This is a genomic window from Bacillus cereus group sp. MYBK222-1 (assembly GCF_051916425.1).
Lineage (GTDB): Bacteria > Bacillota > Bacilli > Bacillales > Bacillaceae_G > Bacillus_A > Bacillus_A paranthracis.
The window spans coordinates 32,436-48,730 of the sequence record NZ_JBQAGP010000005.1; the positions used below are offsets into that span (position 1 = coordinate 32,436).

The following is a 16,295-nucleotide window of genomic DNA, read 5'->3' on the forward strand; positions in this document are numbered from 1 at the left end:
AATTTCGATGTCATTATTTGATCATTCAGTATCAGAGTTACATAAGAAGTTAAACAACAAAGAAATTTCCGTTACGGATTTAGTAGAAGAATCTTATAAACGTATTGCGGATGTTGAAGATAACGTAAAAGCTTTTCTTACATTAGATGAAGAAAATGCACGCGCGAAAGCGAAAGAATTAGATGCAAAGATTGGTGCTGAAGATAATGGTTTATTATTCGGTATGCCAATCGGTGTAAAAGATAACATTGTAACTAACGGTCTTCGTACAACTTGTGCGAGCAAAATGTTAGCAAACTTCGATCCAATTTATGATGCGACAGTTGTGCAAAAGCTAAAAGCTGCTGACACAATTACAATCGGTAAATTAAATATGGACGAGTTCGCAATGGGTTCTTCAAATGAAAACTCAGGTTTCTACGCTACGAAAAATCCATGGAACTTAGATTACGTTCCAGGCGGATCTAGTGGTGGTTCTGCAGCAGCTGTAGCAGCAGGAGAAGTATTATTCTCTCTAGGTTCTGATACGGGTGGTTCTATCCGTCAACCAGCTGCATATTGCGGCGTTGTAGGTTTAAAACCAACCTACGGACGTGTATCTCGTTACGGATTAGTAGCATTTGCATCTTCACTTGACCAAATCGGACCGATTACACGTACAGTAGAAGACAATGCATACTTATTACAAGCTATTTCAGGTCTTGACCGTATGGATGCAACTTCTGCTAACGTTGAAGTAGGAAACTACTTAGCTGGTTTAACAGGCGACGTTAAAGGTTTACGCATTGCTGTACCGAAAGAATACTTAGGAGAAGGTGTTGGCGAAGAAGCTCGTGAGTCAGTACTAGCTGCTTTAAAAGTATTAGAAGGTATGGGCGCAACTTGGGAGGAAGTATCTCTTCCACACTCTAAATACGCTCTAGCAACGTATTACTTATTATCTTCTTCTGAAGCATCAGCTAACCTTTCACGCTTTGATGGCGTACGTTATGGTGTTCGTTCTGATAATGTGAATAACTTAATGGATCTTTACAAAAACACACGTAGCGAAGGCTTCGGTGATGAAGTAAAACGTCGTATTATGCTTGGTACATTTGCTCTTAGCTCTGGTTACTATGATGCATATTACAAAAAAGCACAACAAGTACGTACATTAATTAAAAACGACTTTGAAAATGTATTTGCTAACTACGATGTTATTATTGGACCAACAACGCCAACTCCGGCATTTAAAGTGGGCGAAAAAGTTGATGATCCAATGACAATGTATGCAAATGACATTTTAACAATCCCAGTAAACTTAGCAGGCGTTCCAGCGATTTCTGTTCCATGTGGATTCGGTGCTAACAACATGCCACTTGGTTTACAAATTATTGGTAAACACTTCGATGAAGCGACAATTTACCGCGTTGCACATGCGTTTGAGCAAGCAACAGACCATCATACAAAAAAAGCAAGTCTGTAAGGAGGCGAGCATAGATGAATTTAGAAACAATTATTGGTTTAGAGGTTCACGTTGAGTTAAAAACAAATTCGAAAATTTTCTCTGCGAGTCCAACAGAATTCGGAGCGGAACCAAATACACAAACAAGTGTAATTGACTTAGGATACCCAGGAGTACTTCCTACTTTAAATAAAGAAGCAGTTAACTTTGCAATGAAAGCTGCAATGGCATTAAACTGTGAAATCGCAACAGAAACAAAGTTTGACCGTAAAAACTATTTCTATCCAGATAATCCGAAAGCTTACCAAATCTCTCAGTTTGATAAGCCAATTGGTGAAAATGGTTGGATTGAAATCGAAGTAGACGGTAAAAAGAAACGTATCGGTATTACACGTCTTCATTTAGAAGAAGATGCTGGTAAATCAACGCATACAGCTGACGGCTCATTAGTAGACTACAACCGTCAAGGTATGCCTTTAATTGAGATCGTATCTGAGCCAGATATGCGTACGCCAGAAGAAGCATATGCATACTTAGAGAAGTTAAAATCAATCATTCAATACACTGGCGTATCTGATTGTAAGATGGAAGAAGGTTCCTTGCGTTGTGATGCGAACATTTCCCTTCGTCCAGTTGGACAAGAGAAGTTCGGTACAAAAGCGGAACTGAAAAACTTAAACTCTTTCACTTACGTACAAAAAGGTCTTGAGTTTGAGCAAGCTCGCCAAGAAAAAGAATTATTATCTGGTGGTATCATCCAACAAGAAACACGTCGTTATGATGAAGCAACGAAGAAAACAATCTTAATGCGTGTGAAAGAAGGATCTGATGATTACCGTTACTTCCCAGAGCCGGACTTAGTTGAACTTTACATCGACGATGAGTGGAAAGAAGCAGTTCGTGCTTCTATTCCAGAACTTCCAGATGCACGTAAAGCTCGCTATGTTGCAGAATTAGGCTTACCAGCTTATGATGCACACGTATTAACATTAACGAAAGAAATGTCTGATTTCTTTGAAGCAACTGTTGCAGACGGTGCTGATGCGAAATTAACATCAAACTGGTTAATGGGTGAAGTACTTGCATACCTAAACAAACAACAAAAAGAATTAAAAGACGTTGCATTAACGCCTGCTGGTTTATCTAAAATGGTTCAATTAATTGAAAAAGGTACAATTTCTTCTAAAATTGCGAAGAAAGTATTTAACGAATTAATTGAAAAAGGTGGAGACCCAGAAGAAATCGTTAAAGCGAAAGGCCTTGTTCAAATTTCTGACGAGGGTACACTTCGTAAAGTTGTAACAGAAATTCTTGATAATAATGAGCAATCTATCGAAGACTTTAAAAACGGTAAAGACCGTGCAATTGGCTTCTTAGTTGGTCAAATTATGAAAGCTACAAAAGGGCAAGCAAATCCACCGCTTGTTAACAAAATCTTACTTGAAGAGATTAATAAGCGATAATAGTAGTAACTTTTAAAGATTAAGCAGAAAAACACCCGTACATGGGTGTTTTTCTAGGTTAATCAAACGTTTGTTTAAATGAGAGAAAATTATTTAAACAAACGTTTGATTAACTGTCAAAAGTGGAAAAATGTTTGTATAGCAACTATGGTATGATAGTTGCAAAAAGGTGGGAATAATGATAAATCTAGAAATAGAGGTTTTTTCATCTCATGAAATAATAGATAATTATTATTCGTTATATGTAAATTGTTGTGAGGAAATAGATGGACATAAATTTTTTGTCAAATAAAACAAAACCATTGAAATGAATATTTACTTTTGATGGGCTACACGAATCGGGTTCTTACTGCCTGTTTGAGCGAGATAAAAGAAGGATAGGAAGATGAGAGGAGGTAGGCACGGGAATACTGAATAGAAGTTCGGTATGTTCTTTTTTGATACATAAAGAAATTTCCTGTGCTAATAAATGATGAAGCGAGCAAGAATTATTTATAATCCTACTTCTGGGCGTGAGCTATTTAAGAAGAGCTTACCAGAAGTATTACAAAAATTAGAACAAGCTGGATATGAAGCATCTTGTCATGCGACAACGGGTCCTGGAGACGCAACTGTGGCGGCGAGGCAAGCTGTAGAGCGTAAATTTGATGTTGTTATTGCGGCTGGTGGTGACGGCACGTTAAATGAAGTCGTAAACGGTCTAGTTGGTCATGAATTCCGTCCGAAATTTGGAATTATTCCAGTTGGAACGACAAATGACTTTGCACGTGCAATCGGTGTACCTCGTTCTATTGAAGAGGCAGCGGATATTATTTGTGAAGGAAAAACTGTGCCATTAGACCTTGGTAGAGCAAACGATACATATTTTATTAACATCGCTGGTGGCGGTCGTATTACAGAATTAACATATGAAGTACCAAGTAAGCTAAAGACTGTATTAGGACAACTTGCTTATTATTTAAAAGGTATCGAAATGCTACCATCACTACATCCAACATACGTTGAAATTGAGTATGATGGAAAATTACTACAAGAAGAAATTACGATGTTTTTAATTACGAATACTCGTTCAGTGGGTGGCTTTGAAAAGGTAGCACCATATGCATCGATTAACGATGGCTTATTTGATTTATTAGTGCTGAAAAAAGGTTCGATTGCCGACTTAATTAAAGCTGCAACACAAGCGCAGCGTGGTGAACATATTAACAATCCAAAAGTACTATACACACAAGCGAACCGAATTAAAGTGCATTCACCAGATAAACTAATGATTAATTTAGATGGTGAATATGGTGGAGATGCACCGATGGAATTCGAAAATATGTATCATTGTCTGGAACTATTTGTTCCTGAACATCAAGAGGATGCCCTGTAAAGGCATCCTTTTTTATTTATACATATATGAACGTGTCCAAGGAATGGAATCACTAATCCCTTTTGTAAATACAAATTGATGTAAATCAATGTTACCAGTATAAAACGAAGCTGCACAAGCATTTAAATACAAGCGCCACATACGAATAAATCGCTCATCTTTTGTTTTACGTATTTCATCTAGTGTATTTTCAAAGTTTTCTGCCCAGTGTTGAAGTGTTTTACCGTAATGTCTGCGTAAACTTTCAACATCAACTATAAAGAAATGCTGATTAGTTATGTTAGTAATTAATTCATTAACGGCGGGGACGTATCCACCAGGAAATATATATTTCTCAATCCAACTATTAGTAGCGCCCTCTGTAGGAGAAGTAATACAGTGAAGAACGGAAATACCACCATCATTGAGTAATGCATTGACCGTTTCAAAGTACTCTGTAATGTGATCTTTCCCGACATGTTCAATCATACCTACACTAACAATTTTATCAAACTTTCGCTCGTGAATATCACGATAATCGAGTAAATTTACTTCAACTAAATCTGTGAGATTTTCTTTTTCGATTCTTTCTAGAGTTTTTGCATATTGTTCTTCACTTAATGTGACTCCCGTTGCTTTCACACCATATTGTTTTGCGGCAGCTGTAATGAGTTCACCCCATCCGCAACCAATGTCTAGCAAAGTATCTCCTTTTTGAAGGTTTAACTTTTTTAAAATATGATTTACTTTATTATGTTGAGCAGCTGTTAAGGAATCGGTTTCGTTTTGGAAATATGCACAAGAGTATGTCATTGTTTCATCTAGCCATAATTTATAAAAATCGTTCCCAATATCATAATGATGGGCGATATCTTCTTTATTTTTTCGTTTTGAAAAATTCCATCTGCTTGTAAAGTATTGTAATTTGCTATTACCTAAAAAACTGTCTTTGTTTTTATAAATAGACTCAATCGCTTTTTCAAGGTTACCCTCTATTTCAATATCTCCATTCATATAAGCTTCACCAAATGCGATGGAGGGATCTTTTATTATCTCTTTTTTGGCAAGAGGTTTGTGGAATGTAATATGAAATTGAGGATTCCCTTCACCGTACTGTACAGTGTTTCCATCCCAAAGTGTAATTTGAACAGGATCTAAAAACAGATTTTCTAATGTTTTCTTATAAAATATTTCTTCAACCATATATAAACATCTCCTACTTAAAAAAAGAATTAGGAAACTATCATGATAGTTAATGAGGTTAAGTAATTAGCTAATTTTCAATAAGATGAGAGTAATTTTACGCTTCTGTTACGTAATAGTCAAACAATCCGATTTGTATTGTAAATTGGAAGTTAGTTTGATTTTCATGGTATTTTTACAATTCGTTTATTTTATATCCATACTTTATTGATACACTGGAGGAGATAAGAGACGAGAGGTGGGGTGTTATGGAGAAAGTAAAAGCAATACTATTTGATAAAGATGGGACATTAATGGATTTTCATTCAATTTGGATAAAAGTGGCTGAAGAACTTGTGGCTGAATGTATAAAATTATACCAACTGCCACAATCAATGCAGCCGACTTTATTAAAAGAAATCGGTGTGGATGGGGTATTTGTTCACCCACGTAGCGCAATAGCGGCAGGAACAAGTCTTGATGTGGCAAAGGGGCTTTGTAAGTATATTACGTCATCTAAAGAAGAGGAAATGCATGAATGGGTAAGTGAAAAACTGTTTGCCCTTATGTACGAGCATCGTTCTTACATGAAAATGACGGCAGATTTACCGAGAATTTTACAAAGCTTAAAGGATAGAGGATTTATTTTAGGTGTTGTCACGGCGGATGATTTTGCACCGACAGAATTATTTTTAAAACAGTATCAATTAGAGTCTTTTTTTGATTATGTTGTAGCTTCAGATACATTTGCGGCACAAAAACCAGATAAAAGAATTGTAGAATCCTTTTGTGAGAGGTTTCATTTAGAGGCATGTGAAGTAGCGGTCGTTGGGGATACACCGACTGATTTATATTTAGCGAAAAATAGCGGTGATTGCTATGCAATTGGAGTACTATCTGGTACAGGAGATCGTCAAACATTAGAACCACTTGCTGATTTAGTAGTACAGTCTGTTGGGGACCTTATTTCTCATTCAGGTGAGTTTGTTTGGGAAAAAGGAAAGTCTAATGTGTAAGAAAAATAAGTCTATAAAGACTCTTAATGAGTCTTTATAGACTTATTTTTTATGGCGAAATAGATGAATACTAGAAAAGAATATTGGCATACATTTTGCAATGAAAAGAGAAAACAATGTAAAGAAAAGGATGGGGTACGTAATGAATATAAAAAAATTTGCTAAAGTAAATGAACAAATTCCTGGACCGAAAGCAGCGTCTTTACTAGAACGCCGCCAAAATATAGTACCAAAAGGAGTAAGTAACGGCATCCCAACGTTTGTACAATCTGCAAATGGTGCTCTTGTTACTGATGTTGATGGGAATCAGTACATTGATTTCGCTGGAGCGATAGGAACAATTAACGTAGGACATTGTCACCCAGCTGTTAAAGAAGCGCTCCATAAACAAGTAGATCAATACATTCATACTGGCTTTAATGTCATGATGTATGAGCCATATATTGAATTAGCAGAAAAACTTGCGGCATTAGCGCCGGGAAGTTTTGATAAGCAAGTACTATTTTTAAATAGTGGTGCAGAAGCAGTTGAGAATGCGGTGAAAATCGCTCGTAAATATACAAAAAGACCTGGTATTATTGCATTTTCTAAAGGTTTCCATGGACGCACATTAATGACAATGACGATGACAAGTAAAGTAAAACCATATAAGTTTGGATTTGGCCCATTTGCGCCTGAAGTCTATAAAGCACCATTCCCGTACGAATATCGCCGCCCAGAAGGATTAACGGAAGAGCAGTACGATAACTTTATGATTGAAGAGTTTAAGAATTTCTTCGTATCAGAAGTAGCACCAGAAACGATTGCAGCCGTTGTAATGGAACCTGTTCAAGGGGAAGGTGGATTTATCGTCCCAAGTAAGAAGTTTGTGCAAGAAGTACGCAATATTTGTTCAGAACACGGCATCTTATTTGTAGCGGATGAAATTCAAACTGGATTTAGCCGTACAGGAAAATATTTCGCTATTGATCATTATGATGTCGTTCCGGATTTAATTACGGTATCTAAATCATTAGGTGCTGGTGTACCGATTAGTGGTGTTATTGGGCGCAAAGAAATTATGAATGAGTCTGCACCAGGAGAACTTGGTGGAACGTATGCAGGAAGCCCGCTAGGATGTGCGGCAGCATTAGCAGTACTTGATGTAATAGAAAAAGAGAATTTAAATGATAGAGCGATAGAATTAGGAAAAGTCGTAATGAACCGATTCGAAGAGATGAAAAATAAATATAATTGCATCGGTGATGTGCGCGGTTTAGGAGCAATGTGTGCATTTGAGCTCGTTCAAGATCGTAAGACGAAAGCACCTGATAAAACGTTAACAGCTAATTTATGCGCAGAAGCAAATAAACGCGGCTTACTTCTACTATCAGCAGGAACATACGGTAATGTTATTCGTGTGCTAATGCCATTAGTGATTACAGATGAGCAACTGGAAGAAGGATTAACAATCATTGAAGAATCGTTGCAAGTCTGTTATGAGAAAGCAAATATTGCTCGTGTTTAAAAGTTAAATAATAAAACAGCAAACATTCTAGCTGACTCTATATAAAATGCAGAAAATTCACTTTATAATAAAGGTAGTGAAGTGAATCGACGGATTGGAAGTTAGGGGTGGCTAGGATGGTTGCAGAAAAGGAACGAGTGTTAATGGATTTACAAGATGTATTTGAATATGCGTTTGACGAAATTTTTGTGACTGACGAAAAGGGAATCGTTGTACGTGTAAATAGTACATGTGAAAGGCACTATCAATTGGCTGCAAAAGAGTTAGTAGGTAAACATGTAAAAGAATTGCAGAAAGATGGTATCTTTTATCCATCAGCAACGTTAGAAGTAATTGAAAAAAAGAGGCCAATCGAACTCGTTCAGACGACAAAATCAGGAGAGTATTTACACGTTCGTACAAGGCCTGTTTTTGATGAAGAGGGCAATTTAAGAAGAGTAATTAGTTACTCTCGTGATCTTACAGAACTCTATCAATTACGTCAAAAGGTAGAAGAAATGGATAATCAGTTAAAAACATATAAAAAAGAATTAAGAGAAACATATGAACATGAAGGACTTATTTTTAAAAGTATCGCTATGCAAAAAATAGTCGAGACAATCAAGAAAGTATCCGTGGTAGATAGTACGGTTCTCGTTTTAGGTGAGACAGGAGTAGGAAAGAGTCGATTGGTGCGTCATTTACATGAAGTGAGTAACCGGAAGAATGAAAGTTTCTATGAAATTAACTGTGCGGCATTGCCGACAAATTTAATTGAATCAGAGCTTTTTGGATACTCAGGCGGATCCTTTACAGGTGCGAATCGTGAAGGGAAAAAGGGACTATTAGAATCAGCGCATAAAGGAACGCTATTCTTAGATGAAATTGGCGAAATGCCGCTTGAAACTCAAGCAAAGCTTTTGCAAGTGTTGCAAGAAAAAACGTTTCGCCCTATAGGCGGAAGAGAATTAAAAAAGGTGGATGTTAGAATTGTAGCGGCAACAAATAGAGATTTAAGTATGATGGTGAAACAAGGAACATTTCGGAAAGATTTATATTATCGTCTGAATGTCATTCCCATTGTAATCCCGCCACTACGGGAAAGAACAGAAGACATTTTGCCACTTATTTATCATTATTTACAACACTTTAACGAGAAATATGGTAGAAATGTAAAATTAGCGCCTAGCACATTGCAAATGTTTGTTAGTTACCCGTGGGAAGGAAATAATAGAGAGATTGAAAATGTGATTGAGCGAATTGTTATAACTGCCGATGATATCGTTACGATAGAAGATTTACCAATAGCGATGCAAGAATCAACGGTTGAACAGTCCGGTCAAAGTCTCTATAAAATGTTAGAAGAAGTAGAACGGAATATTATTTTGAAAGCATATAAAACATATGGATCGAGTTATAAAGTAGCCGAGTTTTTAAAAATAAGTCAATCTGCTGCGACTAGGAAAATAAAGAAACTTATAGAGGAGGAAGAGAATATTGGATAAAAAAGCGACGTTTGTAAATGTAGAGAAAAAGGCGATGTATATAAATGGTGAGTGGATTACATTGCAAGAGCAAATCGAAGTAAATAATCCAGCAACGAAGGAAATATTTGCGACTGTACCAAAGGGCGGGGTAACAGAGGCAAAGCAAGCTGTTGATGCTGCGCATGAAGCTTTTAAATTATGGTCTAAGTTAACAGCGGCAGATCGTGCAGCGAAATTAAAAAAATGGTTCACACTTATTGAGGAAAATAAAGAAGAGATTGCAGCGATCATGACGAAAGAACAAGGAAAGCCCTTTGCAGAAGCGCTTGGTGAAGTGAATTATGCAAATAGTTTTGTTGAATGGTATGCAGAAGAAGGAAAACGCGTATATGGTGAAATGATTCCTGCTTCTCATCCGAATAAACGTATTTTAGTCATGAAGCAACCAGTTGGTGTTATGGCAGCTATTACGCCTTGGAACTTCCCGGCTGCTATGATTACGAGAAAGGTAGCTCCGGCGCTTGCAGCAGGATGTACAGCGGTTGTAAAACCTGCAAGTCAAACGCCGTTAACTGCGTTAAAATTAGCTGAATTAGCTCATGAAGCAGACATTCCAAAAGGCGTAATAAATATTGTAACAGGTAGTGCGAAAGCAATTGCTGATACGTGGATGGAAGATGGGCGTGTTCGAAAAGTGTCCTTTACAGGATCAACGGAAATTGGGAAAGAGTTAATGGCTAGTGCGGCACAAACGATGAAAAAGGTTTCACTTGAGTTAGGTGGTCACGCACCGTTTATTGTTATGAATGATGCAGACTTAGATAAAGCAGTAGAGGCAGTAATCGGTTCGAAATTCCGTAACGCAGGACAAACGTGTATATGTACAAACCGAGTATTTGTTCAGGAAGAAGTATATGAAGCGTTTGTAGAGAAGTTTCAAAAGGCAGTAGGACAGTTAAAAGTAGGGGACGGTTTCAGTGACGGAACGACTGTAGGACCACTTATTGACGAGAATGCAGTTTCAAAAGTACAAGAACATATTGAAGATGCTATTCAAAAAGGTGGAACAGTTTTATATGGTGGCCAAAAGGTTACAGAGCTAGATGGACACTTTATTCAACCAACTGTAATTGGATTAGCGAATGATACGATGCTTTGTATGAATGAAGAAACATTTGGACCAGTTGCACCTGTTGCGAAATTTAAAACGGTTGAAGAAGTAATTGAACGTGCAAACAATACGCCATACGGTTTAGCAGCGTACATTTTCACGAAAGACATTAGCCAAGCATTCCAAATTAGTGAAGCACTAGAGTATGGTATTATCGGTTTAAATGATGGCCTCCCATCAGTTGCACAAGCGCCGTTCGGTGGCTTTAAAGAGAGTGGCATTGGTCGTGAAGGAGGTCATTTCGGTATCGAGGAATATTTAGAAATTAAATATATTTCATTAGGACTATAAGTAGTATACTAGAATCTCTATAAGGTAACAGAGAAGGAGATTCTAGTATGGTATATTGGCTATTATTACTTGTAACAATTATTTTTGAAGTAGCTGGAACAATTGCGATGAAGTTATCAAACGGTTTAACAAAGCTCATTCCAAGTGTACTTATTTTTGTATTTTACGGAATTTGTTTCAGCGTGTTCGCCATCGTTGTAAAAAAGATTCATTTAAGTATTGCTTATGCAATTTGGTCTGGTGTTGGGACGTTACTTATTACGATTATTAGTGTGTACTTTTTTAAAGAGCACATTAGCCTATTCCAAGCATTTTGTATTCTTTTCATCGTGTTAGGAGTAATTGGGCTTAAGGTTTCATCTGCATCATAAAAGGCTATCTTCCAGTGTGGAAGATAGCCTTTTGCTTTTATTAAAACGCCCAATTACCTTTACGGAAGATTGGTTCATGTCTGCCATCAGCTGTAATGCCGTCGATATCAAGCTCAGCTGATCCAATCATGAAATCTTCGTGTGTAATACTAGCGTTTGCGCCATTTTCAGCAAGTTCTTCTTTAGACATCGTTTTTCCGCCAACTAAGTTAAATGCATAAGCATTTCCGATTGCAAGGTGGCAAGATGCGTTTTCATCAAATAGCGTGTTGTAGAATAAAATATTTGTGTTTGAAATTGGTGAATCATGAGGTACTAAAGCTACTTCTCCTAAGAAGTGAGAACCTTCATCTGTTTCTACTAAATGTTTTAAAGCTTCTTCTCCAACTTCAGCTTTATAATCTACGATACGTCCGTTTTCAAATGTTAACGTGAAGTTATCGATAATGTTACCTGCAAATGCTAACGGTTTTGTACTAGATACTTGGCCATTTACACCTGTTTTAAGTGGCATTGTAAACACTTCTTCAGTTGGAATGTTCGCCATAAATGGTACGTTCTTTTCATTTAAGCTACCAGCACCAGCCCATACATGTTTTTCTGGAAGTTCGATCGTTAAATCTGTTCCAGGACCTGTATAGTGAAGAGCTTTATAATGCTTTTCGTTTAAGTAATCAACTTTTGTATGTAATGTTTTATCGTGTTCTTTCCATGCTTCCACAGGATTTTCTAAATCAGCACGAGTAGCTTTGAAAATAGCATCCCATAGTTTTGCTTCTTGTTCTTCTGGTGCAACGTCAGGGAATACTTTCGCAGCCCATTCTTTCGTAGGAACAGAAATGACACACCAGCTTACTTTATCAGCTTGTACGTAATCACGGTATACTTTCATTGCTTCACCAGCTACTTTATGAGCTGTTGAGATACGCGTTGGTTCTACACCTTTTAATAAATCAGGGTTTTCTGCATAAATAGACATAAATGCAGCGCCTTCTTTTGCTAATTCTTCACGAGCGTGTGCTTTCCAAGATGGGAACTCAGCAAATGCTTCTTCAGGAGCTAGATCGAACTTTAAGCGTGTTAACGTCTCATCATTCCAATCCACATATACGTGTTTTGCACCAGATTTATATGCTTTTTCTGTAACGAGGCGTACAAATTGTACAGCTTCAAGAGGTGCGCTAATTGATAATGTTTGTCCTGGTTGAATATTAACACCAACATTGACTGCAAGGGCAGCATATTTCTCTAACGTTTGTTCAAATGACATATGTATAATCTCCTTTAATTTGAAAGATTTCTTACTATATATAATACAAGAAAATTCAAAAAATATATATAAATATAGCGTAAAAAGAGAGCTCAAAATATATTGAGCCCTCATCGTTATTTAATCGAAGAAGCAAACTGTTCTACGGTCGTCGTATGGTGTATGCGAACACGCTTCATTTTTAACAATTCATCGGGTTCACCTTTTGTAATGAATTTTCCGGGTTTTGTTGTCGTCGCAAATTGATAATATTTCTTCGTTTCTGCAACGACTTTATCATCTACATGACCGAATGGATAAGCCACTGCGATAACGGGCTTACCTGTTATTTTTTCTAACTTTTCTTTTGATCCTTTTAATTCCTCTTCATAGTTTGTAATTTTCGGTAAGTCTGCATGCGTCGCTGTATGAGATTGCACTGAGAAAATGCCGGAATCGACCATTTCTTTTATTTCAGAAGTAGACAGTGATCCTTCTACATCAACGTTATCAACAATCATATATTCTGTTGCCGCCGGTTTAAATGTATCGTCTTTTAGCTTTTGTAAAACATGGAATGCATTCATATTATTTTTCATACCGTCATCAAATGTAACAAAGATAGGTTTATTTACTTTATTAATATCACCCCAACGTTCAAAAGTTAGTAATGTATAGCCGTTGTCTTTTAAATATTTCATTTGGGCTTCAAAGTTAGCAGGTGAGACGAATAAATCTTTAATGCCTTGTCCGTGATAATCATCGGTTGCATGATACATAAGAACGGGAACCTTTTGTTCGAAAGTAATAGCAGCTTTTGTGAGTGGGATGCTTTTCCCATCTTCTTTTATTCCTATTGCTTCAATTTGAAATTCACCGCGTTTTCCTTCAAATTCTTTTATATCAAAAGGAAGTGAAAATTGCTTCTCCTTTTCTTTAGAAGAAAAAGATTTAGTGTGTTCCTTCCCATCGGCTGTTCGCCAAATTTTATATTGTACTTCACTTAAAGTATCTTTTATATCTGTCATATGAATAGTAGTATTTGTAGATTCGTGTGTAATGGGCTGATAAGAAATTTTACCTTGTTCTTGCACAGTTTCTGTTTGTTTCTTAACTTCTTGAACCCTTTTCTCTTTTTTAGGTTCCTGGTTTACATTGCTAGTATTACAACCTGCTAGAATGGCAGATGTGCATAAAGCGATTGCTGCATATTTTCTCATAAAATCACCTTCTATTGTGTATTATGTTACATATTTATATTTAAAATCCCCACCGCTGTAAGAGTGGTGGGGATATACCCTTGTTCATCATATCATTTGAAGAAAATGAGGGGAATATGATTTTTAGGAGGCTATTAAGGTAATAGATTAGTGACTTTGAATAGAGGTATTTTTTTGTTTCTTATTAGAATTAATAATAATATAACCGACTACAAAGATAAGAGGAATAATGAAGACATAGATAGGCATTCCCCATACATAATAGCTTTTTAGGGTTAAGACTAGTAAATGTAAGAAATCGGCAAGTGCGTGAATTTTCATAAGGTCCTCCAATTATTTTTTTACAAATTATAACATTTGAAGCTTATTATTTGTATAATTTGGAAAGTAATTTAAGCTAATTTTAAAGTAATAAGACTTATGAATATGCAATTTTGTATATGGTTAATGAATTTTATTGAAATATAAGAATTTTAGACTATAATAAGAACGCTATAAAATTAAGTAAGAATGATGTACGGAGTGGAGAACAGAAATGAAATATAAAAAAATAGTATATATCCTTTTCATATCGCTATTTATAGTCGGTTGTCAAAGTGAAGTAAGTAAAGCAAACAGTGTGGAAGAGTATATTCCAGCGCATCTTATGAACGCGGAAGTTACGGCGGATATTATGACGCTAGAGATGGATCCAGATACTTTTAAAAAGGTAGGGAATATTGGTCAAAGAATGAGAGAGCATCTAGTGAATAATATGGAATGGTATTTAAAATACGTAGAAGAGCATGCAGAGAAAAAAAGTTTTCCATATCATCCTAATTTCGGTGTTACAAAAGAAGAGTATGAGTTTGTACTGAATGCAATTGATCAAAGTAAATTGGTTAATACAAAGGATGGAAAGCTGAAATTCAAGAAAAAAAGTGATCATGAAGTAGAGATTTTCTCAAATGAAAGTATAAAGCTTCTTAAATATATAGTTATTGATACGGAGAAGAATACAGTAAAAACATCTCTAGGCGAATGTGAATATTTTGGAGAAATATTGGCATCGCCAGAACAGAAGTTAACTGGTCCTTGGCACGGAAAACAATGGATGTTAAAAAAAGATGACTTAATATATATTTTTTCTTTAGGGAAAATGGAGACAGGAAATAAATCCATTATTGATATTTCGGTGAAAGGTAAATATAAGGGAGAAATTATTAATAAGGAAGAGGCATTAGAGTTTTCTTCAGTTTCTTAAATGATGATAATAAAAAAATCACCTTGCTGTCTAAGCGAAGGTGATTTTTTATTAAATAAACAATCCAGCGATTGTCGCAGATAAAATAGAAGCAAGTGTTGATGCAAATAGCATTTTCCAACCAAATTTAGAAACAACGCTTCCTTGTTTTTCAGAAAGGGCACGGATTGTACCAACGATTGCACCAATTTGGCTAATACTTGCGAAGCTAATTAAGAATACTGTAACGATTCCAACTGTACGTGGAGATAATGTTGCTGCAACACCTTTTAAATCAAGTATTGCTACAAACTCGTTTAATACAATCTTCGTACCCATAATACCACCAGCTGGGATAATATCTTGAGTTGGAATACCCATTAAGAACGCGAATGGAGCAAGTATATAACCGAAGATTTGTTGTAACGTAACAGCATATCCCATTGCACCTGAAGCGGCGCTAATTACGTAGTTTACAACTTCCATAACACCGATGAAAGCGATCATTAATGCGGCAACGATACCAGCTACTTTTAAACCGTCAAGCGCACCGTTAATCATTGCGCCGATAAAGCTGTCTCCGAATAAAGTACGATCAAATTTCTGAACTACTTCGTCTTCTTTTTTCGTATCAACAGGTGTTAATAACGAACAAACAATTAAGCTTGAGAATAAGTTTAACGGAAGAGCTGCTAGTACATATTTCGCATCTAACATCATTACGTATGATGCTGTAACAGAGGCAGAAACTGAACTCATTGCAGAACAACAAATGATAAACATACGGTTTTTATTGAAATGTTGTAAATCATTTTTAATAACGATTAACGCTTCACTTGAACCAAAGAATACAGAGTTTACTGCGTGGAATGATTCAACGCGTGGTAAACCAGTAATTTTTGAAATGGCACCGCCGACAACGCGAACGATGAATGGTAAAACCCCTAAGTAACTAAAGATAGAAAGTAGTGCTGAGAAAAATACGATAATTAATAGTACGTTTAAGAAAAAGACAAAATCTCTTTGAATCCCATTAAAGAGAAAATCGACACCTGTCGTACCAAGTTTAATTAGTTTGTTGAAAACTTTACCAATGAAAATAATGATTTGTTGACCAATCTTTGTGCCAAACATAAACCAACCGATTAAAATTTGAAAACCAATCATAATAGCAATTGCACGGAAGTTGATTTTACTTTTGTTGTTTGACAAAGCAAAACATAAACCTAAAACGACAAGAATACCGATAATGCTCATTACATATTGCATGTAGTTGCCCCTTTCAGAAGTTCGTATAAAGTTTGTACATAAAACGCTCGTTATATTACTAAAAATAAAA

At 36.2% G+C, this 16,295-nt stretch carries 13 protein-coding genes; 9 read left to right on the forward strand and 4 right to left on the reverse strand.

Annotated features, from left to right (window positions below; translation table 11 throughout):
* Positions 1-7 precede the first annotated feature (7 nt).
* The 3 genes from gatA (at position 8) to ACTFR9_RS20695 (ending at position 4,282) form a co-directional block, all read left to right on the forward strand.
* Positions 8-1,465: an Asp-tRNA(Asn)/Glu-tRNA(Gln) amidotransferase subunit GatA gene (gatA, locus tag ACTFR9_RS20685; protein ID WP_000051445.1), complete on the forward strand. Its 1,458-nt coding sequence runs from the start codon at positions 8-10 to the stop codon at positions 1,463-1,465.
* 14 nt (positions 1,466-1,479) lie between these two features.
* Positions 1,480-2,907 carry an Asp-tRNA(Asn)/Glu-tRNA(Gln) amidotransferase subunit GatB gene (gene gatB, locus ACTFR9_RS20690; RefSeq protein WP_001047674.1) on the forward strand — a complete coding sequence of 476 codons (1,428 nt, stop codon included), beginning with the start codon at positions 1,480-1,482 and terminating at the stop codon, positions 2,905-2,907.
* 469 nt (positions 2,908-3,376) lie between these two features.
* The gene (locus ACTFR9_RS20695) at positions 3,377-4,282 is read left to right on the forward strand and encodes a diacylglycerol kinase (RefSeq protein WP_000977677.1); all 906 of its coding nucleotides are present in this window, start codon (positions 3,377-3,379) and stop codon (positions 4,280-4,282) included.
* A 12-nt stretch (positions 4,283-4,294) separates the two neighbouring features.
* Here ACTFR9_RS20695 and ACTFR9_RS20700 read toward each other — a convergent pair whose 3' ends face one another.
* A complete protein-coding gene (locus ACTFR9_RS20700; RefSeq protein WP_000229022.1) occupies positions 4,295-5,464 on the reverse strand; it encodes an SAM-dependent methyltransferase in 1,170 nt (389 codons plus the stop codon).
* A gap of 248 nt (positions 5,465-5,712) precedes the next feature.
* Here ACTFR9_RS20700 and ACTFR9_RS20705 point away from each other — a divergent pair, with 248 nt between their 5' ends.
* The 5 genes from ACTFR9_RS20705 (at position 5,713) to ACTFR9_RS20725 (ending at position 11,265) form a co-directional block, all read left to right on the forward strand.
* Positions 5,713-6,459, forward strand: a complete 747-nt coding sequence (locus ACTFR9_RS20705) for an HAD family hydrolase (protein WP_229136769.1) — start codon at positions 5,713-5,715, stop codon at positions 6,457-6,459.
* 142 nt (positions 6,460-6,601) lie between these two features.
* On the forward strand, positions 6,602-7,966 hold the full coding sequence (gene gabT, locus ACTFR9_RS20710) for a 4-aminobutyrate--2-oxoglutarate transaminase (protein ID WP_001022108.1): 1,365 nt from the start codon (positions 6,602-6,604) through the stop codon (positions 7,964-7,966).
* 116 nt (positions 7,967-8,082) lie between these two features.
* Positions 8,083-9,450, forward strand: a complete 1,368-nt coding sequence (locus tag ACTFR9_RS20715; protein WP_046199386.1) for a sigma-54 interaction domain-containing protein — start codon at positions 8,083-8,085, stop codon at positions 9,448-9,450.
* Positions 9,443-10,894 (forward strand): NADP-dependent succinate-semialdehyde dehydrogenase, encoded by a 1,452-nt coding sequence (gene gabD / locus ACTFR9_RS20720; RefSeq protein WP_000358101.1) that lies wholly within the window; start codon positions 9,443-9,445, stop codon positions 10,892-10,894. The genes ACTFR9_RS20715 and gabD overlap by 8 nt, the downstream gene beginning before the upstream one ends.
* Before the next feature lie 47 nt (positions 10,895-10,941).
* Positions 10,942-11,265 carry a DMT family transporter gene (locus ACTFR9_RS20725; RefSeq protein WP_000263254.1) on the forward strand — a complete coding sequence of 108 codons (324 nt, stop codon included), beginning with the start codon at positions 10,942-10,944 and terminating at the stop codon, positions 11,263-11,265.
* Between the two features lie 40 nt (positions 11,266-11,305).
* Here ACTFR9_RS20725 and ACTFR9_RS20730 read toward each other — a convergent pair whose 3' ends face one another.
* Entirely contained in the window at positions 11,306-12,535 is a 1,230-nt protein-coding gene (locus ACTFR9_RS20730) for an aminopeptidase (RefSeq protein ID WP_061536379.1), read from the reverse strand.
* Positions 12,536-12,651: 116 nt separating this feature from the next.
* Complete coding sequence (locus ACTFR9_RS20735) at positions 12,652-13,734, reverse strand: polysaccharide deacetylase family protein (protein WP_229136770.1); 1,083 nt, start codon at positions 13,732-13,734, stop codon at positions 12,652-12,654.
* Positions 13,735-14,269: 535 nt separating this feature from the next.
* Here ACTFR9_RS20735 and ACTFR9_RS20740 point away from each other — a divergent pair.
* The gene (locus ACTFR9_RS20740) at positions 14,270-14,977 is read left to right on the forward strand and encodes a hypothetical protein (RefSeq protein ID WP_046199383.1); all 708 of its coding nucleotides are present in this window, start codon (positions 14,270-14,272) and stop codon (positions 14,975-14,977) included.
* A 51-nt stretch (positions 14,978-15,028) separates the two neighbouring features.
* Here the strand turns inward: ACTFR9_RS20740 and ACTFR9_RS20745 are convergent, their stop codons facing one another.
* Positions 15,029-16,225: a NupC/NupG family nucleoside CNT transporter gene (locus tag ACTFR9_RS20745; RefSeq protein WP_001200498.1), complete on the reverse strand. Its 1,197-nt coding sequence runs from the start codon at positions 16,223-16,225 to the stop codon at positions 15,029-15,031.
* Positions 16,226-16,295: the final 70 nt, after the last annotated feature.

Coding starts and splice junctions, on each gene's coding strand:
- gatA (WP_000051445.1), top strand. CDS start 8: ATGTCATTATTTGATCATTCAGTATCAGAGTTACATAAGAAGTTAAAC.
- gatB (WP_001047674.1), top strand. CDS start 1,480: ATGAATTTAGAAACAATTATTGGTTTAGAGGTTCACGTTGAGTTAAAA.
- ACTFR9_RS20695 (WP_000977677.1), top strand. CDS start 3,377: ATGATGAAGCGAGCAAGAATTATTTATAATCCTACTTCTGGGCGTGAG.
- ACTFR9_RS20700 (WP_000229022.1), bottom strand. CDS start 5,464: ATGGTTGAAGAAATATTTTATAAGAAAACATTAGAAAATCTGTTTTTA.
- ACTFR9_RS20705 (WP_229136769.1), top strand. CDS start 5,713: ATGGAGAAAGTAAAAGCAATACTATTTGATAAAGATGGGACATTAATG.
- gabT (WP_001022108.1), top strand. CDS start 6,602: ATGAATATAAAAAAATTTGCTAAAGTAAATGAACAAATTCCTGGACCG.
- ACTFR9_RS20715 (WP_046199386.1), top strand. CDS start 8,083: ATGGTTGCAGAAAAGGAACGAGTGTTAATGGATTTACAAGATGTATTT.
- ACTFR9_RS20725 (WP_000263254.1), top strand. CDS start 10,942: ATGGTATATTGGCTATTATTACTTGTAACAATTATTTTTGAAGTAGCT.
- ACTFR9_RS20730 (WP_061536379.1), bottom strand. CDS start 12,535: ATGTCATTTGAACAAACGTTAGAGAAATATGCTGCCCTTGCAGTCAAT.
- ACTFR9_RS20735 (WP_229136770.1), bottom strand. CDS start 13,734: ATGAGAAAATATGCAGCAATCGCTTTATGCACATCTGCCATTCTAGCA.
- ACTFR9_RS20740 (WP_046199383.1), top strand. CDS start 14,270: ATGAAATATAAAAAAATAGTATATATCCTTTTCATATCGCTATTTATA.
- ACTFR9_RS20745 (WP_001200498.1), bottom strand. CDS start 16,225: ATGCAATATGTAATGAGCATTATCGGTATTCTTGTCGTTTTAGGTTTA.